This is a genomic window from Cellulosimicrobium marinum (genome assembly GCF_020551945.1).
Classification (GTDB): Bacteria; Actinomycetota; Actinomycetes; order Actinomycetales; family Cellulomonadaceae; genus Cellulosimicrobium; species Cellulosimicrobium marinum.
Window position 1 is genome coordinate 383,955 of record NZ_JAJBZH010000004.1, and the last position, 25,039, is coordinate 408,993.

17 protein-coding genes are annotated in these 25,039 nt (G+C 72.3%); 8 read left to right on the top strand and 9 right to left on the bottom strand.

The window, feature by feature from the left end:
• The first annotated feature begins 14 nt into the window (after positions 1-14).
• Entirely contained in the window at positions 15-1,763 is a 1,749-nt protein-coding gene (locus LGQ04_RS11575; RefSeq protein ID WP_229243855.1) for a glycosyltransferase, read from the top strand.
• A gap of 148 nt (positions 1,764-1,911) precedes the next feature.
• Here the strand turns inward: LGQ04_RS11575 and LGQ04_RS11580 are convergent, their stop codons facing one another.
• Positions 1,912-3,099, bottom strand: coding sequence for a carboxypeptidase-like regulatory domain-containing protein (locus LGQ04_RS11580; RefSeq protein WP_229243856.1), 1,188 nt, complete (start codon positions 3,097-3,099; stop codon positions 1,912-1,914).
• 185 nt (positions 3,100-3,284) lie between these two features.
• Here LGQ04_RS11580 and LGQ04_RS11585 point away from each other — a divergent pair, with 185 nt between their 5' ends.
• Entirely contained in the window at positions 3,285-4,562 is a 1,278-nt protein-coding gene (locus LGQ04_RS11585; protein WP_229243857.1) for a CDP-glycerol glycerophosphotransferase family protein, read from the top strand.
• On the opposite strand, the gene LGQ04_RS11590 is transcribed toward LGQ04_RS11585, so the two are convergent.
• Positions 4,552-6,138, bottom strand: a complete 1,587-nt coding sequence (locus tag LGQ04_RS11590; RefSeq protein ID WP_229243858.1) for a SpoIID/LytB domain-containing protein — start codon at positions 6,136-6,138, stop codon at positions 4,552-4,554. The two genes, LGQ04_RS11585 and LGQ04_RS11590, sit on opposite strands and share 11 nt — an antisense overlap.
• 48 nt (positions 6,139-6,186) lie before the next feature.
• Positions 6,187-7,350, bottom strand: coding sequence for an acyltransferase family protein (locus LGQ04_RS11595; RefSeq protein ID WP_229243859.1), 1,164 nt, complete (start codon positions 7,348-7,350; stop codon positions 6,187-6,189).
• A gap of 152 nt (positions 7,351-7,502) precedes the next feature.
• Here LGQ04_RS11595 and LGQ04_RS11600 point away from each other — a divergent pair, with 152 nt between their 5' ends.
• The gene (locus tag LGQ04_RS11600; RefSeq protein WP_229243860.1) at positions 7,503-8,252 is read left to right on the top strand and encodes a hypothetical protein; all 750 of its coding nucleotides are present in this window, start codon (positions 7,503-7,505) and stop codon (positions 8,250-8,252) included.
• Between the two features lie 83 nt (positions 8,253-8,335).
• On the opposite strand, the gene LGQ04_RS11605 is transcribed toward LGQ04_RS11600, so the two are convergent.
• Genes LGQ04_RS11605 through LGQ04_RS11625 form a run of 5 tightly spaced genes read right to left on the bottom strand, consistent with a single transcriptional unit; the run spans position 8,336 to position 15,784 of the window.
• Complete coding sequence (locus tag LGQ04_RS11605; RefSeq protein ID WP_229243861.1) at positions 8,336-9,922, bottom strand: glycosyltransferase; 1,587 nt, start codon at positions 9,920-9,922, stop codon at positions 8,336-8,338.
• 43 nt (positions 9,923-9,965) lie between these two features.
• Complete coding sequence (locus LGQ04_RS11610; RefSeq protein ID WP_229243862.1) at positions 9,966-11,735, bottom strand: CDP-glycerol glycerophosphotransferase family protein; 1,770 nt, start codon at positions 11,733-11,735, stop codon at positions 9,966-9,968.
• A gap of 26 nt (positions 11,736-11,761) precedes the next feature.
• Positions 11,762-12,472: an SDR family NAD(P)-dependent oxidoreductase gene (locus tag LGQ04_RS11615; RefSeq protein ID WP_229243863.1), complete on the bottom strand. Its 711-nt coding sequence runs from the start codon at positions 12,470-12,472 to the stop codon at positions 11,762-11,764.
• Positions 12,465-13,154, bottom strand: a complete 690-nt coding sequence (locus LGQ04_RS11620) for an IspD/TarI family cytidylyltransferase (protein ID WP_229243864.1) — start codon at positions 13,152-13,154, stop codon at positions 12,465-12,467. Before LGQ04_RS11620 ends, LGQ04_RS11615 begins: the two co-directional genes overlap by 8 nt.
• A 35-nt stretch (positions 13,155-13,189) precedes the next feature.
• Positions 13,190-15,784, bottom strand: a complete 2,595-nt coding sequence (locus tag LGQ04_RS11625; RefSeq protein ID WP_229243865.1) for a glycosyltransferase family protein — start codon at positions 15,782-15,784, stop codon at positions 13,190-13,192.
• Between the two features lie 349 nt (positions 15,785-16,133).
• On the opposite strand from LGQ04_RS11625, the gene LGQ04_RS11630 reads away from it, so the two are divergent.
• The 3 genes from LGQ04_RS11630 (at position 16,134) to LGQ04_RS11640 (ending at position 19,731) form a co-directional block, all read left to right on the top strand.
• Positions 16,134-17,060 carry an ABC transporter permease gene (locus LGQ04_RS11630; RefSeq protein WP_229243866.1) on the top strand — a complete coding sequence of 309 codons (927 nt, stop codon included), beginning with the start codon at positions 16,134-16,136 and terminating at the stop codon, positions 17,058-17,060.
• On the top strand, positions 17,053-17,937 hold the full coding sequence (locus LGQ04_RS11635; RefSeq protein WP_229243867.1) for an ABC transporter ATP-binding protein: 885 nt from the start codon (positions 17,053-17,055) through the stop codon (positions 17,935-17,937). Before LGQ04_RS11630 ends, LGQ04_RS11635 begins: the two co-directional genes overlap by 8 nt.
• Before the next feature lie 147 nt (positions 17,938-18,084).
• Entirely contained in the window at positions 18,085-19,731 is a 1,647-nt protein-coding gene (locus LGQ04_RS11640; protein ID WP_229243868.1) for a stealth family protein, read from the top strand.
• 6 nt (positions 19,732-19,737) lie between these two features.
• Here LGQ04_RS11640 and LGQ04_RS11645 read toward each other — a convergent pair whose 3' ends face one another.
• Complete coding sequence (locus LGQ04_RS11645; protein WP_229243869.1) at positions 19,738-20,541, bottom strand: acyltransferase; 804 nt, start codon at positions 20,539-20,541, stop codon at positions 19,738-19,740.
• Positions 20,542-20,682: 141 nt separating this feature from the next.
• Between LGQ04_RS11645 and LGQ04_RS11650 the strand changes: the two genes are divergently transcribed.
• Complete coding sequence (locus tag LGQ04_RS11650; RefSeq protein WP_229243870.1) at positions 20,683-23,400, top strand: bifunctional glycosyltransferase/CDP-glycerol:glycerophosphate glycerophosphotransferase; 2,718 nt, start codon at positions 20,683-20,685, stop codon at positions 23,398-23,400.
• The gene (locus tag LGQ04_RS11655; RefSeq protein ID WP_229243871.1) at positions 23,381-25,036 is read left to right on the top strand and encodes a stealth family protein; all 1,656 of its coding nucleotides are present in this window, start codon (positions 23,381-23,383) and stop codon (positions 25,034-25,036) included. Before LGQ04_RS11650 ends, LGQ04_RS11655 begins: the two co-directional genes overlap by 20 nt.
• The last annotated feature ends 3 nt before the right edge of the window (positions 25,037-25,039 follow it).

Consider the following 25,039-nt stretch of genomic DNA (forward strand, 5'->3'; position numbering starts at 1 on the left):
GCTACGATCGCCGGATGCCCGACCTGCAACGCCTCGCCCTGCCGCGCCCAGGCTCACCGGAGGGTCGTCTCCCGGCCTACCTGCGCGGCGGGATGCCGGTCGACGGCGTCGTGCGAGTGTCCGCCGGCGGGGTCCTCGACCTCGGCACGTGGTTGAACGCCGCGCCTGTCGGGTGGTGGAGGGAGCTGCTGGGCATCTCGACGGTCCGGCTCGAGGTTCGAGGGTCGGGGCGACTGACGGTGCGGGGCGGCCGAGGCGCCAGAGCCGTCGTGATCGCCGAGGCGTCGTTCGAGGGCGGGCACGTCGTCGTCGTGCCGACGCACGGTGTGGACTGGGCGTGGATCGAGGTCGAGGCGCCGGACCGCGGCGACGGCCTGGTGGACACCGTGACCTGGTCCACCGAGGGCGGCGAGCCGTCGTCACCCGCCACCGTGGTCGTACCGACCTTCCGCCGGGAGGCCGACTGTCGGGACCAGCTCGCCCGGCTCACCGCGCCCGAGGCTGTCGGCACCGTCGGCCGCGTGGTCGTCGTCGACCAGGGCGGGACCCTCGCCGCGTCGGACGGTGCGCGTGAGGTCATCGAGGCCGCGGGGGATCGCGTCGTGCTGCTCGAGCAGGCGAACCTCGGCGGGTCCGGCGGCTACGGGCGGGGGATGGTCGAGTCCCTGCGATGGCCCGACGACCCGGTGCTGCTCCTCGACGACGACGCCGAGATCGACCTCGAGGTCCTGCGGCGACTTCTCGTCGTCTCGGAACTGGCGCCCGCGCCGACCGTGCTCGGTACCGGCCTGCTCTCCGCCGAGCACCCCACCCGGTTGGAGGCGCTGTCGGAGGGCGTCGCGCCGCGTTCCTTCCGTTGGGGTCCGCTCGACGGCCTCGGGGACGCCGGGGCCGACCTGGCTGACGGTGGGCCGCCGTCGTGGACCTTCACGCACCCGCGGGACCGGGCGCAGTACACCGGGTGGTGGGGGACGCTCCTCCCGGCCGGGGCGGTGGCACGGGTCGGTCTGCCGGCGCCGTACTTCCTCAAGTGGGACGACGCCGAGTGGGGCCTGCGTGCGCAACGCCGAGGCCTCTCGAGCGCGACGCTGCCCGGTACGGCGGTATGGCACCCGACGTGGGCCGCCAAGGGAACCATCTCCTCCTGGTCCGCGTGGCCGCTCCATCGCAACCGTCTTGCCACCGCCGCCGCCTACGGCGCTGGGCGAGGTGTTCTCGTCGACTCGCTGCTCCACCAGGTGAAGCACGTGCTGGCGCTTCGGTACGACACTGCCGAGCTGTGGAACGCGGCGCTCGGTGAGGTGGTCGGCGGCCCGGGCTGGCTCGGCGGCGATCTCACCACCGTCCGGCCACGAGCGCAGGCCGTGCTCGACGCACGTCCTGCGGCGCCGCGTGTCTCCGGGGCGCCTGCCGCTACCGGCTCTCTGCCTCTTCCCCGCGCGCTGTTCCGTTCAGCCACTGGTGTGGTGCGCCGGGCACGGGTGCGCGGCACAGCAGGCTCGGTTCTGGTCGACGACCTGGCGGTGCTGACCTGGCGGACCACGCTCGGCAGGGACCTCGTCGAGCTCCCCGGGGGAGGGAGGCTCGTGCGCGACCCTCGGCGCGCGCGCTCTCTCCTGCGCGCGACGTGGCGGCTGCACCGCTCCGCGTGGTCGCGCTGGTCAGTGCTGCGCGCCGCCTACGCGGACGCCCTCCCGGAAGCGTCCTCGCGACCCGCGTGGGCCGCCAGGTTCGGCGGACGCCAGGACGTGTCTCCCGAGTGACTGGTCGCGCCGCGAGTCCGTGCCTGCTCGCGCCGGCACCCGATGCGTACAGTGGGCTGGTCGGCGCTCGACGGTGCGAGGACCGAGCGCTGCCAGCGGAGCTCCGCGTCGTCGTGGCGGCGCGTCCTCGGAGACACGCCCCTCCTCGTCAGTACGGCGCGGCGTAGAAGACCACTGCGCTCGTCGGCCGCACGCGCTGCGCGACGACCCTCTCGTTCGTGAACCCGCCGCTGTACGTGGTGTTCCCCTCGATCGTCACGATCGAGCTCCCGGAGCGGACCTCGACGATGTAGCCGGTGTGCGTGGGAGAGCGGACGCCGTCGTTCGGGTTGAAGTCGAAGAAGGCGAGGCGCCCCACGGCCGGGGTCGAGCGTGTCATGCCCCGGGACTTCACAGCGCTGACGAGACCCGTGAACGTCGTGGCCTTCGGCACCGCCGAACCGTTCCCGGACGCGGCCGAGGCCCAGCTCTGGAAGACCCCGCACCAGGCATTGCGGGCGCCGACCCACGTGTTGTACTTGTTGACCCGCCAGGTCGGTTCCTCGTAGCCGACCTGGGACTTCGCGACCGCGGCATGCTCGGTCCACTTGCCGCTGCCGTAGGCGATCGTCACCGTCGGCGAGGTGGAGCTGTAGTAGAGCGTCCCGCCGACGAAGCGCTGGATGCACCCGGACTCCAGCAGGCTGCAGCGGATGTCTTGCAGGGGTCGTCCGAGCGGCCCCTTCAGCCCCCCGGCGTTCTTGTACGCCGTGAGCATCTTGCCCTGGACGAGCCAGGTGCGTTGCGACCCGGTGTCGCCGCGTCGCACGAGCAGCCCGCCGCTGTAGTACTGCCAGGCGGTCGATCCGGAGGTTGCCATGTGGCTCGTCGCCCTGCCGATGACCGGGGCGAGCTGCTGGGCCCGATAGCCGAGCGACCGCGTCCCGGAGGGGAGCAGCCGCACGGTCTTCGCTGCCCCGTAGACCTGGACGACCTTCGAGTTCCCCTTGATCACGGCACGGTAGTGGTAGCTGCGGCCGGGCCGGTTCGGGTAGAGGCCGACGCCGCTCGCGCCGGTGGTTCGGTAGGCGAACGTGGACCACGAACCTCCCGACGGCCTCCTCTGGAGCGCCACGGTGACACCGTCGACGGGCTTCCCGCGCGAGTCCGTGACGGTGCCCTTCACCCAGACCGCCTCTCCTCCGAGCACCCGGGTCGTCGAGACCCAGGTGGAGATCCGGTACCGGGTCGCCGCGTCGGCCTCCGGGGCCCCCAGAGGGACGAGCCCGACCGCGAGGACCAGCGCCACGAGGGCCGTGAGGAGGACGTGCGGCGCACGACGGTGGGTCAACGTCATCGACAGGCTCCCTCGTTCGTCCGTGGACATCGCCGCACGGTTCCGGACACGGTAGACGCATGTCGCGTCGCTCGCGCGTCGATGGCGGCACGAGCGCACCGTCCTGGCCGCGCCGCGCGTCGTCGCCGTGCTCCGTTCACCTAGACTGCACCAGACGGCGCCGCGCAGGCGCAGGAAGGACGGACATGGCGAAGGCACGCGGGACGAGCGTGCGGCGCACGGTGCGCTCGCTGGGGGGCAGAGTCATCCGCCGGTTCGGGCTCCTGCCGGGTGGGATCCCCGACGGGCTCGGGGACGACGACCGGTTGCTGGGCACCACCCTGGAGCAGCAGGTTGTCGTCTTCTTCGCCGACACGGTCGACGGTCTGTACCAGCTGCGTCAGTGGTACGGGCCTTTGCGCGCGCTCGACGAGCGCCGCGGCGTTCTCGTCGTGACGAGTGACTCGCGCACCGGGCGCGCCGTCCGCGCCGAGTCCGGCCTCGACGTCGTGACCGTGGCCCACTACGCGACCCTCGACGACCTCTTCGGGCGCGGCGACGTGCGGCTCGCGCTCTACGTGAACCACAACCCGCTGAACTTCTCCATGCTGCGGTTCGGGTCGATGGCCCACGTGTCGCTCCTGCACGGCGACTCGGACAAGGTCGTCTCGGTCTCGAACCAGGCGAAGGCCTACGACCTGTCGTTCGTCGCCGGCCAGGCCGCGATCGACCGGCTCGGGACGTACCTGCACCACTTCGACGCCGTCGCACGCTGTGTCCCGGTCGGCCGCCCGCAGCTCGACGAGGAACCCCTCGTCGTCGGTGCGCGCCCGGACGCCGGCGCGCGCACGGCCGTGCTCTACGCGCCGACGTGGGAGGGCGCGCAGCCCTCGGCCGCGTACGGGTCTGTCGGGGTGCTCGGCACCACGCTCGTCCGCGCGCTCCTCGCCGACGATCGCTTCCGCGTCCTGTACCGCCCGCACCCGCTCTCCGGCGTGCGCCTCCCGGCGTACGGCGAGGCGGACGCCCAGATCCGCGAGCTCGTGGCGCAGGCGGCGGCGGCCGACCCGGCCGCGGGCCACCGCGTATCGACCGACGAGAGCCTCGCGGCGGCCTTCGACGCCGCAGACCTCCTCGTCTCCGACGTCTCCGCGGTCGCGATGGACTGGCTCCCCACGCGCCGTCCGCTCGTCGTCACCGACGCGCGCCACGCGGGTGTGCGGACCGCCTCGACGCGCATGCTCGAGACGGTCCCGCGCCTGTCGCCCGACGACGTGGCGGGTGCGCCCGACGTCCTGCACGCCGAGGTCGCGGACGACCCCGGGCGCGCAGGACGCGAGGCGATGGTCGAGTACTACCTCGGCGACACGACGCCCGGCGCCGCGACCGACCGCTTCCTCGAGGCGTGCGACGAGACCGTCGCCTGGCAGTCGGAGGCGCTGGGCCTGCCCGTGCCGCCCGCGAGGTCCCGCGTCACCCCGTGACCGAGGTGACCCACGCGGCAGGCAGGTTGCCCTGCGTGGTCGCGGCGCCCAGGCGCGAGCGCAGGCTGTCGGCCTTGCCCGTGACGGTCTTCTTCACGCCTGCGGACGACGTCGCGGTGAGCGCCGCCATCGTGCCGCCCGTGTATTTCTTCGAGACGGTGATGGTCTTGACGTCGGGCAGGCCGAAGAACGTCCGGGCCTTCGCCTGGCTGAGCGTCCGCGTCCAGGCCACGTACGAGTTGCCCGGTGCCCGCGCGCTCCACGGGTCGGCGACGCTGCGCTCGTAGGGGATCGCCGAGGACCACACGTTCTCGCTCGACTCCGTCCGGCCGCCGGACGACGAGTAGTAGTGCGCGGCCACGGGCTCGCCGCCGTAGGTGAGGACCTTCGCGGACGTGCGCGAGCTCACCGTCGCGTCGACGCCCTTGACCCAGATCCTGCCCCACTGCTGGTTCGTGCCCTCGCTCTGCTTCTTCCAGCCGGTGTAGTGCTGGTCGCGCACGTCGTCGACGACGTGGCACGCGCACGCGCTCTTCCACGGCTTCGTCAGGGCGTAGCTGCGCGCGACGATCGCCTGCGCGGCGAGTGCCGAGAGCCCGTTCGTGCCCCACGAGGAAGGCATCTCCGCGATGCCGTAGAGGTACTCGGTGTTGAGCAGGACGTCGTTGACGATGTTGACCTTCCCCGTGCGCGGCCGCATCGTGAAGCGTCCGTTCTGGTAGCTGCCGTGAGCGCCGCCGACCGTCGCCACCGCCTTCGGGCCGGTCGTGTAGTAGTAGCGCGTACCGCTCCAGTGCAGGCGAAGCAGGGTGTCGCTGTACGTCGTGCCGCCGACCGTCGCGCTGATCCGCGTGCTCGTCGTGCGCAGCGTGAGGGTTGTGGCGCTCGTACCGCTCGCGAGGGTCGCGCCCGCCGCGCTGCGAAGGCGCCAGCTGCCCCCGCTCACGCGCACGGTCGTCGAGGTCTTCTCGTCCGAGTAGGTGCCGGGCGTGTAGCCGTACGGCTCCGGGCCGAAGACCTGTACGGCGACCGTCTCGGGGGTGGTGCGGTACGCGACCTTCGCACCGGTGTAGTAGCTCGGCAGGATCGTGGACGAGCTGCGCCCGGCGAGCGCCTGAGCATACGCGCCGTACTGCGGCATCCCGACCCCGTGCCCGAACCCCGAGCCCTTGATCGTGAAGCTCGACGGGACGGCCTGCACGGTGACCTTGAACGTCGAGCTCACCGCGCTCGCGTTGTAGTTGACGATCCGGTACGTCGTCGTGCCCTTCGGGTAGATCGTCCGCGACCCGACCCCGTTCGTGATGCCGATGTCGGCTGCGTCGGTCCATCTTCCCGACACGACCTTCTGGAGCCTCACGGTTGCCGCCGGGACCTTCACCCCGTCCTTGGTGTACGTGGCGCGGACCACCGTCGAACCGCCGGGCGCGACGGACGTCGGACCGGTGATCGTCCCGGTCACCGCGGGAGTCGCCGCCTGTGCGGGCGCTCCCGTGAGGACGAGGGGCAGGGCGAGGAGGACCGTCCCGACGCCCGCAGCGAGACGTCGTCCCCAGAGCACGTTGAGTCGCCGCATGGGTCCAGCCTGCGCCGTGCCGACCGCCCTGGCAACGGGAGGACCCGGTCAGTCCCGCGTCCGCTCCGGTGCCGGCGCGGCGTCCCGCCGTCCGGGCGGAGCGTCCTGGTCCGAGACGGGCGCCGGTCCGGGGTTCCTCGCGACGACGTGCGCGGGGCGAGTGAGCCCGGCCTTCACGGCTCGGCGGAGACGTTCGTGGAAGCGCTTCTCGACGAGGTAGTGGATGGCGGCCGCGAGCGCGAGGCTCACCACAACGGCGAGCGCAAGAACCACGTAGGCGGGGAGCGAGTCGTACGCGACGTCGATGACGAAGAAGCCGAACTGCCCGTGCACGAGGTACAGCGGGTAGGTGAGCGCGCCGAGGACCGTGAGCCAGCGCCACTCGATCCCGGCGAGCGGGCCAGCGCTGACCGCCCAGATGGCCAGGACCATCACGAGGAGGATGAGCGCGGTCACGGTCGGGGACACCGGCTGCCCCACCAGCTCGGTGGCACGCCCCGCGTACGCGGTGACATGGACGAGGCACAGCACCAGGTTGAACGCGACGCCGAGCCAGACCACGAGGTCGCCCCCGTCGCGGTAGACGAGGAAGAGCATCATGCCGAGCGCGAAGTAGGGCGCGTACGTCGGGATGAGGAGCGACGTGAGCAGGGCCTGGTTCGTCACGTCCGCGAGCTCGGCGAGCAGCGGCCAGAGAACCGCGAACGCGATGACACGACGCCGGGTGATGCCGACGAGGATGAACGCTCCGACGAGCAGGTAGAACTTCAGTTCCGGCCACAGCGTCCAGAAAGCACCCTGGGCGTTCGGGACGTCGAAGGCCTCCTGGATCATGGTGAAGTTGAGCAGCGCCTCGCGCGGGCTGAGCTGGCGTCCTGACGTCCAGAAGTACTGCAGGACGAGGGTGACGACCACCGCGGTCCAGTAGGCGGGAAACAGCCGCGAGACGCGGGACGCCGCGAAGTCCTCGACCTTGCGCCCGTAGGCCGTCATGAGGATGACGAACCCGCTGATGATGAAGAAGAACTCGACCCCGAGGAAGCCGTACCGCGTCACCTGGTTGAGCGTGGGGAAGACCGTGCTCGGCTCCGTCCCCCAGTAGGGTGTGCTGATGCCCGTGAAGTGATAGCCGACGACGAGGGCGGCCGCGAGGAAGCGGAGGCCGTCGAGTCCGCGCAGCCGCGAGGCCGGACGAGCGGGTGGTGGGGTCACCGGAGCACTCTAGCGCGCGGGTGCTCGAGGCCGTTCGGCGGGCGACTGCGTCGAAACCTGAGGTGCGGTGTAGATTTCGCGCACGCGTGCCGACGACGGTGCGCCGCGGGAGGAGCGCATCGTCTGTCTCCCGCCGTCCTCTGGGAGGTCCAGTGTTCAAGGTTCTTTGTCGGGGTGCGTGCACCGCAGCCGCCGCCACGGTCGCCGCGCTCGCGATCGGCGCGTCCGTCCCGGCTGTCGCCGCGGCGGCGCCGAGCACCCCGTCCGTCGTCGTTGCCGCTGCGGCGCCGGCCAAGCCCACGGGCCTCAAGCACGTGCAGATCACGTCTGGCCAGACCGCGACGTTCTCCGTGAAGAAGGTCAGTGGTCTGACGTACACCTGGCAGTACCGCCCGTACGGCGAGACGCAGTGGCGAACCCTCGCCGGCAAGACCGGGTCGTCGATCTCGATCAAGGGGACTTCCGCGCGCGACGCATGGCAGGTCCGTGCCGTGGCACGCAACGGCTCCGGTCAGACCACCCCGTCCGGGTGGGCCTTCCTCCTCGTGCACTCGACGATCACGGACCCGTACGCGGTCGGGACACCCGCGTGGTTGACCCGGTGGACCACCGGCATGCTGGACACGACGTACGGCTCCTCGACCGTCGTCGGCTCGGGCGTCGCCCTGCGGGATCCGGCGGATGCCGACCCGTTCTCGAACCTGCGCTTCGCGTTCCGCGACGCGTCGGGCGCCTGGAGCACCGCGACGGTGAAGAAGACTGCCGTCGACACCGCGTCCGGGACGATCGAGTACACGCTCACGGCCAAGCCCTCCGCCGCGGCGCGGGCCTCCGCGGTCGGCGACGTGTGGAAGGTGCGCGACGCGAGCACCAACGAGTACGAGTACTTCGCCACGGAGTGACGTCGTTCCACCCCTGCGGCGGGTCGACCCGTCGCAGGGGTGGGCGAGGGCAGGGAGGCCGGCCGGCCCGCACCGGCGACGCCTCAACGTCGCGCCGCGAGGCGCTCCCTCGACTCGTCGATCACGGCCTTCCAGGTGGCGAACACCTCGGCGTTCGAGTACCGCCCCAGGATCGTCCGCCGGCCCTCCTCGCCCATCACCTGCGACCGGTCGGGGTTCTGGAGGACCTCGACGATGCGGTCCGCGAGCAGGGAACGCTCGCCGAACGGAACCACGAATCCCGTTCTGCCGTCGTCCACGAGGTCCTTCGGGCCGTACTTGCACGCGTAGGAGACCACGGGGGTACCCACGCGGTAAGCCTCCAGGAAGTTCACGGGCAGTCCCTCGTACAACGAGGTGCACAGGACAGCCGCAGACGCAGCCATCTCTGCCGAGGCGTTCGTCGCGTACCCCCTGTACCGCACGGAACCGCCCATCCCTGTCTCCTTGATGTGCTCCTCGAGGGCCTCGGTGAGGCGGCCGGCGCCGAAGATGTCGAGCGTGGCATCGGGGACGCGCGCGACCACCTCGCGAAAGACGTCGACGGCCTCGAGCACGTTCTTCTGCGCCACCATCCGGGCGAACATCGTGACCCGCAGCGGGTCGCGCGAGGCCGTGACCACGGCCTTCTCGTCGACCGAGTTCGGGACCACGCGGATCACGTCGCGGGCCGGGTACTCGGAGGCGATGTCCGTCGCCTGCTCCTGGGTGAGCACCACGAGAGCGTCCATCTCGGCGCTTCGCGCGAAGATGCCGCCGTAGTCGGTGCGTACGGGGGCGCCCGGGTGGAAAGGAGCCTTGTAGTGGTTGTTGTGGACCATGAAGAGGGTCGCAGCGGCCCGACGGGGGATGCGGAAGACCTTGCCGGCGCTGCCCGGCCCGTCGCAGATGAAGACCGCGTCGCCCGGCACGGACTCCGCGAGCTGCGTGAGCCAGTCGGCGAGCCATCCGGTCTGGCCCCCGACCTGACGGTCCGTGCGCCGGCCACGCTCGTCGGTCTCGTGCGCGGTGGCGGGCTTCCCCGTGGTGCGGTGGTAGGTGCGCACGAAGTACGGGTGTCCGGTGACTGTGAGGAAGCGTTCTTCGATGAGCTGCTCCGACCCGGGGACCACGTCGCACTCCCGGAGCGCACTGCCGTCACGGTCGTAGTGCACGACCCGGTCCGCCCCCGGGCCGTCCGTGTGCCACCGCACCCAGGAGACCGTCCCGTCGTCCCGTCGTGCTCGCGACATCACCACCGTCTCCCGGGTGTCGACGAAGTGCTCATGCCCTGTCGCGGGGTCGGTCCGGCTCCGCGATCCGCGCGGCGCGCGGACCTTCGTGGCCACCCGGTCTCGCACACGTCCGCGGAACCTCGCCGTGCGGTGCGAGGCACGACGCTCCTTGAAGGCGTTGAGCACCCGGACCCGTGGGTCGAGCCAGCCCATCTCCAGGTACTCCGCGTTGCGCAGTGCGTGATCAGGGTCGTGCTGCAGTGTCACGACGGTCGTCGGGATGCCGTGCTCGACGAACATTCGGGCGCGGTTGAGCATCGCCGCGGTCATGCCGCCCTTGCCCAGGATGCCGACGACCATGAAGACATGGAGCTGTTCCTGGTCGTCCGCACGAGCGCCTGCCGCGCCGGGATGCATCACGGTCGGTATACCTCCGAGATCTGCTGGATGAGTTGCTGGGTCAGAATTCGTCGGCGGTGCGCTCGTCGACCGCGACGGGCATGTCGAGATCGGTGGGGCCGAGGGTGTCCGACGACGGGGCGGCGGCCGCCCTCGGGCCCGCGGCGACGAGTACACGGATCGCGGTGTGGAACGTCTGCTCGTACCCCTCGTAGGGCAGGTCGCCCAGGTAATAGGTACGCAGCTCCTTGCGCGTCTCGGCGAGCGGGTCGTCCCCGACGGCGCTGCGGACCGCGGCGCCGATGGTCGACGGGTCGCTGCCGTGGGCGAGGTAGCCGGCGCGCGCGAGGGGGAACTCGGCGAGGAACTCCGCGGTCGAGCCCGGCTGCATCTTGAGGATGACGAACGGCTTCTCGGAGAAGAGGAAGTCCGCGGGCACCGACGAGACGTCCGTGACGAGCACGTCGGCCTCGTTGAAGCACTCCTGCAGAGTGCGGCCAGCCGACGCCGCCTCGCCGAACACGTGGGCACGCCCGGAGGACGCGGCGTCGGTCGCGAGAAGCTCCTCGATCTCGGAGATCTGCTGCGCCGAGGACGGTTGGCCCGCCGAGTACGGGTGGGGTCGGAAGGTGACCGTGAGGCCGTGGTCGATCAGCGCGCGCACGATCTCGGTGCCCACGGGGAGCGAGCCGTAGTTGGCGTCAGCCTGGAACCCTGTCCACGTCGGCGCGTAGAGCGCGGTGGTGGCAGGACGTCGGACGACGGGGCGCTCGATGCCGACGACCTGCGGTCGGCCGACGATCTCGAACTTGTCGAGCGGGATCCGCACGCCGTGGTTCGCATAGCGGTCGATCCCTGCCTGGCCTGCGACGAAGATCTTGTCGAACATCGCGGTGACGGGGTTGTAGCTCGCGGGCTTGTCGCTGTCACCGTGCAGGAGCTGCACGTGGGTCATGTCCTGGTACCGCACGTTGTGCGTGTTCTTCGCACCGTTGTTCACGTACAACGCGACGCGGAAGCTCGGCACGTGCAACGCGTCGAGCTCGGCGAGCGAGGGGGACGCGACGACGGGTAGCGACGTCGTGCGCGCCGCAGCCTCGGCGAGGGCGTGCTCCCGCGCGACGACGACGGTCCTGGCGTCGATCCGCTCGAGCACGGAAGCCCACGCGGCGAGCTGGTACTCGGTTCCACCCGGGCCCGTGATGTAGAGCATCACCTGTGGGGCGTACGCCTCGAGGGCAGCCCGCAGCTCGCGCTCACGCCGGGCCCGGACGCGCGGCGCGGTGAGGACGGAGACGGCTTCCGCGCCGGCGACGACGAGGATGGCGACGAGCAGCAGGACGAGCACCGGAGCCGGTAGCCACGGCGTTCCCGCGAGGAGCGCTGCTGCCGCCAGGGAGAAGGCGACCTGCCATGGGCCGAGCCGCGCGCTGCGGGGCATCGCTGGGCCACCCGGGACGCCTCGGACGAGACGTCCGACCTGGCGCCAGGACCGTGCGACGACCGCCTCGACCGCGACGGTGAGCGCGACCAGAGCCCCGGCGACGACCGCAGGCCAGTCGCCGGGGTCTCGTGCCGCGAGGACGGTGACCGCGGCCGCCAGGAGGATCCGCGCCGCACCGTACGTCCCGAGCAGCCCCGGCGTCGGCCGGGCGATCCGGGTTCGGAGCACCCAGGCGATCGAGAGCACTCCCGCCACGACCAGCGCGCCGGCCCACGCGTCGGGCGTCGCGGTCGCCGCGACGACGAGAGCCGTCGCGGCGACCAGGTTGACGAGCACGGTACGAAGAGTCGGCCAGATCGTGCGGACCGTGTCGACAAGAGCGTTCATGGGGCGTTCCCTCGCGAAGGCGCGGACTACTGACGGACGACCAGGTTTCGTGAGTCGACGTAGCGCCCGACGGGGGAGGCAAGCATCTCGATCACCGCCGCGACGTGCTCCGGCTGCATGATCGTGCTCGGATCCTCCTCGGGCGCGAGCACCCGACGCAGCGCGGTCGCCGTGCGACCGGGCGAGATGCACACGACCCGGGTGCCGTAGATGGCGAGCTCCTCGCGCATGACCTCGCTCATGTTGATCATCGCCGCCTTGGACGCCGAGTAGGTCAGCCAGCCCGACCTGCCGTTCATCCCGGCCGTCGAGGCGATGTTCACCACGAGGTCGAACTGGTTGCCCCCGTGCAGCAGCTCCTGGACGAGGGTGAACGGCGCATAGAGGTTGACCGCCATCGTGCGCTCGAAGTCGGAGAAGTCGACCTGCTGGAGCGGCACGGGCTTGGTGTACCCGGCGTTGTTGACGAGGACGTCCACGTTGCCGTGGTCACGGACGATCTCGCCCACGAGCGCGATGATCGCCTCACGATCGGCGAGGTCGATCTCGTAGGGCACGAGCATGACGTCGCGGGGGTTGTCGGCACGCAGGTCGTCCAGCGCCGCGGTGAACTCGGTAGAGGCCCTCGCGAGCATGAGCACCGTCGTGACCTGGGCGTCGCCGTTCGCCATGAAGCGGCGCACGGTCTCGAGGCCGATGCCCTTCGACGCGCCGGTCACCAGGAGTGTCTTACTCATTCCAGTCGTCTTCCCCACCTGTCAGGAGGTACGTCGCAAGGCGGACGTCGGTCGGTGTCGTCACCTTGATGTTCCGGTCGCTGCCCTCCACGAATCGCACGTCATGACCCGCGACCGCCACGAGGGTCGCGTCCTCCGTGAACTCCTTCTGCTCGCGCCGGGCGAACGCGTGCGCGTCCTCGAGGTCGGCGCGGGAGAACCTCTGGGGGAGCTGGACGTTGCGCAGCGTGGAACGCTCGAGGTACCCCGTCACGCGCTGCGACGCCGGGTCCACGGGGGCCACGGTGAAGGGGATCGGGAGCATGAGCGACACGTTGCGGTGCTCGGACGCGACCAGACGGGCGAAGTCCGCGGTCTCCACGAGCGGTCGGGCCGACTCGTGAATGACGACGTCGCCGTTCGTGACGTGCTCGAGCATGCGCGCGACCGAGTCGTGACGGCTGCTGCCAGCGGGGACGTAGGTCACCGGCGTCTTGATCGCGTAGTCGGTCACGACCTTCTCGACCTCGTCGCGCCACCCCTCGGGGTAGTTGAGGACGATCTGATCGATCTCGGGCACCGCGTCGGCGGCGACGAGGGAGTAGACGAGGATGGGGATGCCGTTGACCTTGATCAGCTGCTTCGGCTGTCCGGCCGCGACGCGGGCGCCCACACCCCCGTTCAGCAGGAGCAGGGAGTACACGGTGTCGTACCTCCGTGGGTCTCGAGGGGGAGTGGTCAGCCCTGGTGGGCGAGCCAGTGGTCGCGGCCGGGCACGAAGTCCGCAGACCACGGCTTCGTCGAGTCCGCCCAGTGCCAGAGCAGCGGGGACTCGACGTGCTCGCGGCCCGGCACGTGCGCCCAGGCGGCGTCGATCACGGCGCGCGACGGCCCGGCGAGCAGGTGCAGCGCCGCGCGGTCGTCGAGCCGGTACGTGCGCATGGCGGGGATGAGCTCGTCCGCGACGTGGTTCTCGCGCAGGCGTGCGAGGTCGAGGACCATGACGTCCGTGTCGAACGCGTCGAAGTCGAACACGTGCCGCGAGTGGATCACGCGGTAGAACTCGTACGCCGTCGCGGGCTCCGGGTCCAGCGCGCGGGCGGCACCGTACAGCACGGCAAATCCGCTCGACGACCTCCCGGACGCGTCGCGTGCCGCGAGCAGGGAGTCGCCGAGGTCCGTCGCGGCGAGCGTCGCGACGTCGCCGACGACTGCGGCCGCGACAGGCAGCAGGACCGCGCGGTCGACGGGGACGAGCTCGGCGAGGAGCACGCGGTCGACCGCCCGCCCGTCGGACAGGCCGAGCGGGGTGGTGTCGAGCGCGGTCGTGTCGACCCACGTGACCGTCGCGCCCTCGACATCGAGACCGGAGGGGCGTGCGCCGCGGGCGACGACCCAGGCGCGCACCGGCGCCGACGTGCCCGCCACGACGGAGCGGAGCACCGGGGCGACCCGGGCGACCTCCGACGCGGTCGGCGTGAGGACGACGTCGACCGCGCCCTCGGCCGCCGCCGGCACGGCGGGACGGAACGGCAGCGCGAGGTCGTGCGCGGCGGTGCCGTGCGGCTCGAGCGGGGACGTCCTCGCGTGGCGCGCCTCGGCAGCGGCGACCTCGTCGGCGACGGTCTCGCTCCACAGCGCGTAGACGTCCTCGCGGGACCGACCCTCGAAGATCGCGGCGAGGACCGGCTGGAGGCGGTCGCGCATGCGGGACCTGATCGCGTCGAAGTCCGGCTGGGAGAGGCGGAAGAGGCCGTTGAACCGGACGTCCGCGTTGTTCTTCGGCTGGAAGTCGACGGCGAGCCCGAGCGAGCGGGTCGGCAGGTAGCAGTGAAGGCGCGTCGTGACGACGTCCGTGTAGTTGCGGCGGTAGCGCTCGAGCAGCGCGACCGCGTCGCGCATGTTCGCGGTGAAGTCGCGCTTCTTCACCTCGCCGTACGACTGCTTGACGTTCTCGTGGCCCTTGGGCACGGGGGTGCGCGCGACGTCGACGTAGACCGTGGCGGGCGCCGGCTTCGCGTCGAGGTCGGGGAAGACGGTGTTCACCGTGGTCGTCAGGCAGCCGGAGAAGAACGCCGGCACGCCGAGCGAGAGGAGGAGGTCGACGGTGGTCCAGTCGCGGCAGCCGATCGGCCCGTGGGCCTTGAGGTACTCGACGCCTTCGGGCGTGAGGAGCTCACGCTTGTTGCAGTGGAAGGAGACGAAGATCGGGTTGAGGTTGGGGTGCAGCGGGAAGTCGAACCGGTCGAGACCGAAGATCGCGTGCATGTGCCACCCGAACTCGAGCAGCCACGTGTTCTCGGGGAACGCCTGGTAGGTGGTCGAGTCGCGGTCGACGGTCACGAGCTCGACGTCCGCGGAGACGCCGCTCAGTCGAAGCTCCGGGCGCACGCGCCGCTGCATGTCCTCGACGAAGCCGACGACGTCGTCGTCGCCGTGGAAGCGGAGGTCCTGGTGGCGGACGACGTGGCCGAGCGACGCGAGCGTCTGGATCTGGTCGCCGATGTTCTGCGACGCCCGCACACGCCCGGGCTGGACGTAGTCGATCAGGCCGAAGACCACGCGACCCGGTTCCGGTGCGGGTGCGGTGAGGTTGCGCTCGACGCCGACCCACTTGCGGTCCCACTCGATCTCGGCGCGCCCGACGGGCCACACGTCGTCGCCCGCGACCGCCTGCCGCTCCTCGAGCCGCGTGTAGGCCTGGTCGGCGAGGCGGAGCTCGTCGGCGTCGAACAGGTACTTGTACAGCTCGAACCACTGGCGGGGCTCGAGGGAGTCCGCGGGGCCGGCGAGCGCGGCGCGGCCGAGCTCGACCCCGCGCGCGCGGTCGACGGAGAACAGCGAGCGCACGCGCTCGAACCACGCGTGCTCGAGCGCGAGCTCGTCGCCCGCGGCGTCGAGGTGGTGCACGGCGAGGTCGTCGAAGCCGCGCTTCTGCGCGACCACGCCCGCGGCGAGGTGCCCGACCGTCGCGGACTCCGGGTCGGCGACGAGCGCGTCGGCGAACGCCTGGGCCGCCGCGGTGCGCTTCTCGCCGAGGAGCGTGCGCGCGGTGCGGACCGACGACGCGGCGAGGCCGCGGCCGTGCCGCACGTCGTCGAACAGGGGGGTGCCGGGGCGCTTCGCGGCCCTGCGCACCTTCTCGGCGGGATCGGGGGAGGGCAGCTCCCTCGGTGCGCGCTTGCGCACGGGCCGGTCCTCGGTCGCCGCGAGGAGTCGTTCGTAGGCCTCCGACCACCGCGTCGAGCGTGCCGCGACGGCGCGCACCTGGTCCTTCGTGGCGATCGGCAGTCGGCTCGCGGCCAGTCGGCGGAGCTTGCGGAAGCGGGGCAAGCGAACACTCCTCGGTCGGTGGGTGCAGCGTCGGCGACGATGTGGTCCGCGGCTCACCGCGCGGGTGCCGCCAGGCGGACGGGGCGAGGGCGAGCGCCCTCGGGTGCCGAGTGTACGGGCAGAGGTCGGGACGGGTCGTCAGCCCGTCCGGCGTGCACGGAATCTCTACGTCGGCGTCAGGCCTGCGGCTCTTGCCGTCGACGGCGGCGGATATAGTGGCCGAGGCGCAGGCCGCCCGACTCTTCGCCTGGCCCGATGCCGACCCCGTTCCCCTTCCAGATGGGTGCAGACGTACGTGAGCGCGACCCCGTCCACGCAGGCCGACGCCGCGGTTGGCGCCCGGAGGCGGGTGCACCAGGAACCGCAGCCCCCGGAGCCGATCGAGCGCAGGTATGACGCGCGATGGGTCGAGGCGACGGTCGGCGCGAACGCGCTCGCGCCCATGGGCGTCCGGCCGCGCCTGCCCGAGTATCTGCGGCAGCTCTGGGCCCGCCGCTCGTTCATCCGCGTCCTCGCCTCGTCCAAGGCGTACGCACGCAACCAGAACAACTACCTCGGTCAGGCGTGGTCCATCCTCACCCCCGTCCTCAACGCCGCGGTCTACGTCCTCATCTTCGGCTTCATCCTGCAGGTCGCACGAGCGGGGATCGAGAACACGATCGCCTTCATCGTGGTCGGCACCTTCATGTTCCGCTTCTTCGAGTCGTCGATCACCGCGGGTGCCAAAGCGATCCGGAGCAACCTCAATCTCGTACGATCCGTCCACTTCCCGCGTGCCGTGCTGCCGATCTCCGGGGTGCTCGCCGAGCTCACCGTGCTGGGCCCGGCTCTCGTCGTCATGTGCATCATCTCCTGGGCCTCGGGGCTCCTGTCGTTCGAGGGCGACGTGCCCGTCACCTGGCGCTGGCTGCTGCTCGTCCCGGCGGTCCTCCTGCTCTGGCTCTTCAGCACCGGCTGCGCGTTCCTCGTGGCGCGCTGGGTCGCGATCACGCCCGACCTCAACAACATCATCCCGTTCGTCATGCGGTTCGCGATGTACGGGTCCGGCGTCATCTTCAGCATCGACCGGTTCGTCGGCGCCTACTCGTGGGGTTGGATCCTCGAGTACCAGCCGGTAGCCGTGTACCTCTACCTCGCGCGTTCGTCGATCCTCGACGAGCCGGCGTACCCGCCCGACCCCACGATGTGGGCGTTCGGCGCGGGCTGGGCCGTGCTGTTCCTCGTGCTCGGGTTCCTGGTGTTCTGGCGCGGTGAGGAGAGGTACGGCCGTGACTGACACGAGCGACGCAGAGATCGACTTCGAGATCGACCCCGAGGACCTCGAGGGAGGCCCTCCGGTCAGCACCGAGATCGGCGCGCCGTCCCTCCTCGTCGACGACGTCCACATCACCTACCGCGTGTTCGGTGCCAAGCGCGTCGGCCACGCGACGGGCGACGAGGGCGGATCCGTCGTGTCCCGCGTCCTGCGCCGGGGGCGCCGCCGCCCCGCGGCGGTCCGCGAGGTGAAGGCCGTCCGTGGCATCTCCTTCGTCGCGCACCACGGCGAGTCGATCGGCATCGTCGGGATCAACGGCTCGGGAAAGAGCACGCTGCTGCGCGCCATCGCCGGGCTCATCCCGCCCGCGCAGGGCGCGGTGTACGTCGCCGGGGAGCCCGCGCTGCTCGGCGTGAACGCCGTGCTCATGGGCGACCTCACCGGCGAGCGCAACATCATGATCGGCGGGCTCGCGCTGGGCCTGACCCCCAAGCAGGTCCAGGAGCGCTACGACGAGATCGTCGACTTCGCCGACATCGGCGACTTCGTCAACCTCCCGATGAAGGCCTACTCCTCCGGGATGAGCGCGCGTCTGCGGTTCGCGATCTCCGCGTCCGCCGTGCCGGACATCCTCATGATCGACGAGGCCCTCGCGACGGGCGACGCGACGTTCCGGCAGAAGAGCAAGGCGCGGATCGACGAGGTGCGCCAGGGTGCGGGCACGGTGTTCCTCGTGAGCCACTCGATCGCGACCATCGAGAGCATCTGCTCGCGCGTCCTGTGGGTGCACAAGGGCCAGCTCGTCATGGACGGTCCCGCGGACGTCGTGTGCGAGGCGTACAAGGACTTCGTCCGCAGGATCAAGCGCTATCGCCAGGACGTCGCGGCCCGCGCCTGAGGCTCGCTGCCCGCGTCGCGGGCCTGCGCGCGCCCGCGGGCTAGACTCTGACCGTCTCCTCGACGGCCGAGGAGCCACCGAGAGCGAGCCGGACCGGGGGCGACGTCGCGCAGGGTCCGGTCCGAACCGACCGACCGAGGACGACCGATGAGTGTGAGGACCGCCGTCGCGGCGCACATGACCGTCGGCGCCCGCCTGCACGCGTCGCGGCTCCTGCACGGTCAGGCCGGCTGGCAGACGACCCTGCGCGACGCGGCGCGCCGGCTCGGGCATGTCGCCGTGCCGCGCGGGTACCGACCGGTCGGACCACGACGAGTCCTCGGCCGCGTCGTGGACCGGTTCGACTCCTGGCAGGCGCGCGAGGACACGCTCCGCACCGTCCGCGCGGCGCTCGACGAGCACGCCGTCCCGTACGCGATCCTCGAGGACGCGCCCGCGCTCCTCGTCGTGCCCGCCGTGCACGAGCCCGACGTGCGCCGCGCGCTCGCGCAGGTCGCCGAGCCGGAGTGGTGCGTGCGCGTCGACGGCGCGCGCCACCGGACCCCGCTGAGGGGCTGGGCGGTGCAGGGCGGCCGCGCGTCCGCCCTCGCGGTCTTCCGGGTGCTCGTGGCGCCACGCGGGACACCGCTCGGCGGCGAGGCGGAGCGCGTCGAGATCGAGCTCTGGACGGCCGTGACCGGGACGGACGTGCCGCGGCTCGACGGCGGGACCCACGTCCCTGGGACGCTCGTCCCGCCGCGGCCCAACGGCACGGCGGCCTACGTGACCCCCCGCGCGTGGCACGGGGCGCAGCAGCGGGAGGACCGCCGGCTCGTGCCTGCGGCGCGGCTGCAGGCCGTGCGCGAGCCCGTCGACGTCGTCTACACGTGGGTCGACGGGACCGACCCGGCGTGGCAGGCCGAGCGCGACCGCGCCGAGGCGGGGCTTCCCGCCGGCGCCGTGAACCCCAACGCCCTGAGCGCGTCGCGGTTCCTCGGGCACGACGAGCTGCGGTACTCGCTGCGCTCGGTCGAGATGTACGCGAGCTGGGTGCGGCACGTCCACGTCGTCACGTGCGGGCAGGTGCCGGGCTGGCTGGACACGTCGAGCGGGCGCGTGTCCGTCGTCGACCACCGGGACATCTTCAGCGACACGAGCGCGCTGCCCGTGTTCAACTCGCACGCGATCGAGTCCCAGCTCCACCACGTGCCCGGGCTCGCCGACCGCTACCTGTACCTCAACGACGACGTGTTCTTCGGGCGACCCGTCACGCCCGAGCTCTTCTTCGAGGGGAACGGCCTGTCGCGCTTCTTCGTCTCGCGCTCGTTGCTCGACCTCGACCCGCCGAGCGTGCGCGACCTGCCGGTCCTGTCGGCCGCGAAGCACAACCGCGAGCTCGTCGAGCACCTCACGGGGCGGACCGTGACGAACAAGGTCAAGCACACGCCCCACCCGCAGCAGCGCGCGGTGCTCGAGGAGCTCGAGGCCGCGTACCCCACGATCTTCAAGCAGCTCGTCGGGTCCCGGTTCCGCGACCCCGCGGACCACTCCGTCGCGTCCGCGCTGCACCACTGGTACGCCTACGTCACGGGGCGCGCCGTCGAGGGAGCCATCGCGTACGAGTACCTCGACCTCGCGAGCGACGAGGCCGCGCTGACGCTCAACCGGATCTCGCGGTCGCGCGAGTTCGACGTGTTCTGCCTCAACGACACGAACCTCTCGCCGGAGGACCGCGAGCGGCACTCGCGCATGCTGCGGCGGATGCTGCAGGAGTACTTCCCGCTGCCGTCGGCGTTCGAGCGCCCCGGCTCCTGACCGGCGTCAGGAGCGCAGCGTGTCCCGGGCCGCCCGCGCGGCGTCGGCCAGCCGCGTGGTGAGGCTGCGCCGTCCGCTCGCGGGCGCGCGCCCGACCACGGGGGCGCCGTCGTCGTCCGTGAGGTCCCAGTACGGCGACCGGGTCACCGTCGAGGCGTCGGGCTTGTAGAACGGGCGGTGCAGGGACAGGTGCGGGCGCTCCCACGCGACGTCGCGCCGCAGGACGCGGGCCGGGACACCGGCCGCGACGACGTTGTTCGGGATCCGGCCGGTGACGAGGCTGCGGAAGCCGACGACGCTCCCGCTGCCCACGCTCGCGCCGCCGAGCGCGACGGCCTCGCGCCCCATCCACACGTGGTCGCCGATCGTGATGTCCCGCGCGGGGTTGACGCGGAGCCCGGAGCGCACGTCGAAGATCGGGTGCCCGTCGTCGCTGCGGAGCTGGTTCGCGCTCGCGAACATCACGTCGTCGCCGACGGTCACCGTCGCGCCCTCGACCGCGGAGATCAGGAGGACCGACGTCGTCGTCACGCGCTCGCCGAGGGTGACGGTCGCGTCCTGGCCCACCCGGATGGTGACCTCGATCGCGCGGCCCGTGCCGCCGCCGAGGTGCACGGTGCCGTCCGAGCAGTCGAAGCGCACGCTCAGCCGCTTGAACCGCGCGCTCGGGTCGACGACGAGCACGTTCCGCTCGCCCGCGAAGAGCACGTCCACGCGCGTCGCCGGCCCCGTGGGGTGCTCGCCCGCGAACTCGATCCGGTTCCCGAGGTCGTCCGCGTAGGGGGCGAGCTCCCTGATCGTCGTCGGCATGGACCGGGAGTCTAGCCCGACGACGCGCGCCGGCACCGGCCCGCGTCGCGCGCAGGGCGGCCTAGACTGACGGGCACCAGGGGCCGGTCGAGGCCGCGTCGTCGGGAAGGGGAACCGCATGTCCGGAGGGGGCGCCGTCGCGTGACGGGCGGAACCTTCCCACCGCGTCTCGCCGCCGTGCTCGTCACGCGGGACGACGCGGGCACCGTCGTCGAGCTGCTCGACTCGTTCGCGGCGCAAGGGCCGGAGTGGGCCGCGCTGCGCGTGGTCGTCGTGGACACCGGCTCGGCCGACGGCACGCCCGACCTCGTCGCCTCCTGGGCCGCGTCGCACCCGCAGGTCGTCGTCCTGCCGCCCGCCGCGGACGTCGCGGCGGCACGCAACGCGGCGGTCGAGCACCTGCGGGACGAGGACGCGGGACCTGCCTGGGTCACCTTCCCCGACGCGCGCGACGTCTGGGAACCGGGTTACCTCACCGCGGTGGCGCACAGCGTCTCGACCGCGCGGCCCTCCGTGGTGCTCGCGCGCCCGGTCGTCTGGGACCCGGTCGCAGGCACGCTCGAGCCCGCGCGCGGGGGAGAGGGGCCGTTCGAGGCGCGGGGTGCCGTGGTCGACCTCGACACCCGGCCCGCCCCGGTGACCGACTCCCTGCGCACTGCGTTCCTGCCCCTGGACGCGCTGGCGGCCGTGAGCTCCGACCCCCGGCTCGTGCCCGGCTTCCTCGACCAGGACGTGCTCGCGCGCGTCCTGCTCGCCGCGCCCGACCGGCGCGTGGGCCTCGCCCGCCGCGCCGTCTATCGCTTCCGCGCCCGGCTCGTCGAGGCGACCGGCGCGCGCGAGCCGTTCCGCGACCCGGCGCGGTTCACCACCGTCCTGCGCGTCGGTCACCTGCGCCTCCTCGACGACGCGCGCGCCGCGACGGGCGCGGTCCCGCGCTGGGTCCAGCTCCTCGTGCTCGACGACCTCGGCACGTGCTTGCGGCCCGACGAGACCCTCTCGGGCCAGATGAACGCCGAGATGCACCACGTCCACGAGACGTTCCACGCGCTCGTCGAGCAGGTCGTGGCGCGCGTCGACGTCGACGTGCTCGACTCGCTCGACCCCGCGACCTTCCCGCTCGACCGCCGGATCGCCCTGCGCCGCGGGTACCGCGGCGAGACGTGGCACGAGGAGCCGGTCGTCCTCGAGAAGCACGACGCGCGGCGCCGCCTCGTCCGGCTCTCCTACCGCTTCACCGGCCCGGCTCCGCGCGAGGAGCTGGTCGTCGACGGCGAGCCCGCCGCGCCGCACCACGCCACGACGCGCCAGCACGTCTACGCGGGCCGCGTGCTCCTGCGCGAGCGGATCCTGTGGGTGAGCAGCGAGGGGGGGTTCGAGCTGCGGCTCGACGGCCGCGCCGCGCCGGTCGCCCGCGTGCGGACGCCCGCGTCGCGCCGGTCCTGGCAGCCCCCGGCGCTCGCAGCGTCGTTCGCGCGCAAGGAGCAGGGTCCGGACCTCTCGGCGCCGGCGCTCCTCGCGCGCCTGCTCTCGCCCCGGTGGTGGGCGAACCGTCTCGTGCGCACGGTCGCGGGCTCGCCGCCCGTGCGCCGGCGCTACGGGGGCTCCTGGGTGCTCATCGACCGCGTCGACGCGGCGCACGACAACGCCGAGCATCTCTTCAAGCACCTGCGGCGCGAGGGGAGGGACGTCCGCGCCTGGCTCGCGCTGGAGCGCGGCACCCACGACTGGCGCCGGCTGCGCGCCGAGGGCAACCGTCGGCTGCTCGCCTACGGGTCCCTGCGGTGGAAGCTCGTGTGCCTCAACGCGACGCACGTCGTGTCGTCGCAGGCGGGGCCGTACGTCTACAACCCCGAGCTGCTCCGCCCGGTCGGCACGCCGTCGTGGCGCTTCGTGTTCCTCCAGCACGGCGTCATCGCGACCGACCTGTCGCGCTGGCTCAACCGGCGCGAGTTCGACCTGTTCCTCACGACGACGACGGACGAGTTCGCGTCGATCGCCGGCGACGAGTCGCTGTACCGCTTCACGACGCGCGAGGTCGCGCTCACGGGCCTGCCGCGGCACGACCGGCTGTTCCGGCTCGCGGCCGCGGCCGGCCCGGCGCAGCGGTGGCGCATCCTCGTCCTGCCGACGTGGCGCGAGTACCTGCTGGGGAAGATCGGGCCCAAGGGCGAGCGCGAGCTCCTCGACGACTTCGCCGGCACGACGTACGCGCAGGCCTGGACCGGGCTGCTCCGGTCGCCGCGGCTCGCCGCGCTCGCGCGCGAGCACGACGCGACGATCGCGTTCATGCCGCACCCCAACGTGCAGCCGTACCTCGACCAGCTCGACCTCCCGGACCACGTCGAGGTGCTGAGCTACGGCGGCAACGACATCCAGGAGGTCCTCGTCAGCGCGCAGGTCGTCGTCACCGACTTCTCCTCCATCGTGTTCGACGCCGCGTACGTCGGCCGCCCGATCGTCTACTACCAGTTCGACCAGGCCGAGGCGTTCGGCGGCACCCACACCGTGCGGCAGGGGTACTTCTCCTATGAGCAGGACGGGTTCGGTCCCGTGGTCGCGACGCTGGACGGCGCGCTGGACGCCCTGGAGGACATCGCCCGCGCGGGCTTCGAGCCGTCGCCCGAGCACGCGGCCCGCATGGAGCGCACCTTCCCGGTGCGCGACGACGGGTCGTGCGCGCGCGTCGTGGACGCGATCGCCGCGATCGACCGTCCGGAGCCGCTCCGCGCGGCCGTGACGGCGCCAGTGGCGCCGCCGAACCGCCCGACGCCCGGACCGGCGCACGGTCCCCGGACCGGCGGGCACCGCCCCGCCCCGACCCCAGGAGGTGCCCCGGCCGATGCCGTCGTCATGGACTGACACCGCGCGCCGCGCAGCGCGCCGGCTGCTGCGGCGCGGGCCGGCAGCGCCGGCCGCGCCGGCGCCGCCGTCGGAGACCGCGCGCCGCCTGGCCGCGCGCGAGGGCCTGGAGCTCTCCGTGTACCAGGGCGGCACCGTGCTCACCGCGCTCGACGACGACGCCACGCCGTGGCGGATGCCCGCCCGCGCGGCCGACGCGGTCGCGGCGGCGCTGGACGCCGCGGCGGTGCCGGCCTTCACCACCCAGCCGGCCTGGTCGCGCACCACGCAGTGGGGCGTGCGGCGGGCGGACCTCCCGGCCGTCGCGCGCGCGCTGCGCGACGTGCTCGGTCCCGACGGCTTCTACGTCGCCTCCGACGGCCTCGACGGGTCCCCGCGCCTCCTCGCCGACGGGATCGCCGACGACGAGCTCGCGGCGCTGCGCCGGCTCTCCCTCTTCCGCTACGTGCGGTGCACCGCGACCCGGCGCCTCTTCGGCCCCGCGCAGGGCACGACGCTCGTCGTGTGGGACGAGGAGGACGGGACGCTGCGCGCTGCGGCGCGCTCCGGCGTCGTGCAGGAGGTCGAGGCGAGCGCCGCGCTCGAGCTGGTCCCGGCGCCGCGGTGGGACGGCGTGGCGCAGCCGCGGCTCGCGGTCACCGAGCGGCCCGACGCGCACGAGATCGACTTCCCCGTGGACGCGGTCTACCTGTGGGTCGACGACTCCGACCCGCGCTGGCGGGCCCGCCGGGACGCGGCGCGCGCCGAGGCGGGCGCGCCCCCTGTCGACGCCCCCGGCGACGAGACGCTGGCCGCGCACCGCTTCCGCGACCGCGGCGAGCTGCGCGCGTCGATGCGCTCGCTCGAGACGAACGCGCCGTGGATCCGCCGGATCTACCTGGTCACCGACGACCAGCGACCGGACTGGCTCGACGCCGACCACGGGCGCGTGCAGGTCGTCGACCACCGCGAGGTGTTCGCCGACCCCGGACTTCTCCCGAGCTACAACTCGCACGCGATCAGCGCGCAGGCGCACCGCATCCCCGGCCTGTCGGACCACTACCTGCTCATGAACGACGACGTGATGATCAACAGGCCCGTCACGCCGTACGACTTCTTCACGCCGGAGGGCCACCTGCGCATCAGCTTCTCGCGCGTCGTGCGGCCGAACGTGCCCCGCGAGCGGCAGACCGCGCTCGAGCAGGCGCGCACGAGCACCGCCGAGCTCCTCGAGCGCGACCACGGGCGCCGTGTCACGGCCCTCTTCGGGCACGTCCCGGTGCCGCAGCGCCGCGACCTCGCGCGCGAGCTCGAGGCGCGCTACCCCGAGGAGATCGCGCGCACCGTCGCGCACCGCTTCCGCTCGCCCGACGACGTGGTCGTCAGCTCGTGGCTGCACCTGTACACGGCGCTGTTCACCGGCCGCGGGGTGCGCTCCGACCTGTCGTTCGGCTACTTCAACACGGGCGACCCCGACGTGCGCGCCCGCATGGACGCGATGACCGGCGTCCGGAACTTCGACGTGATCTGCCTCAACGACGTCCCCCCGGCCGACGGTGGCGAGGAGGCCGACCCCGGCTGGATCGTGTCCTGGCTCGAGAACCTCTACCCGTTCCGAGCCCCGTTCGAGCTCGACGACCCGTCCCGCGTCCCCTAGGAG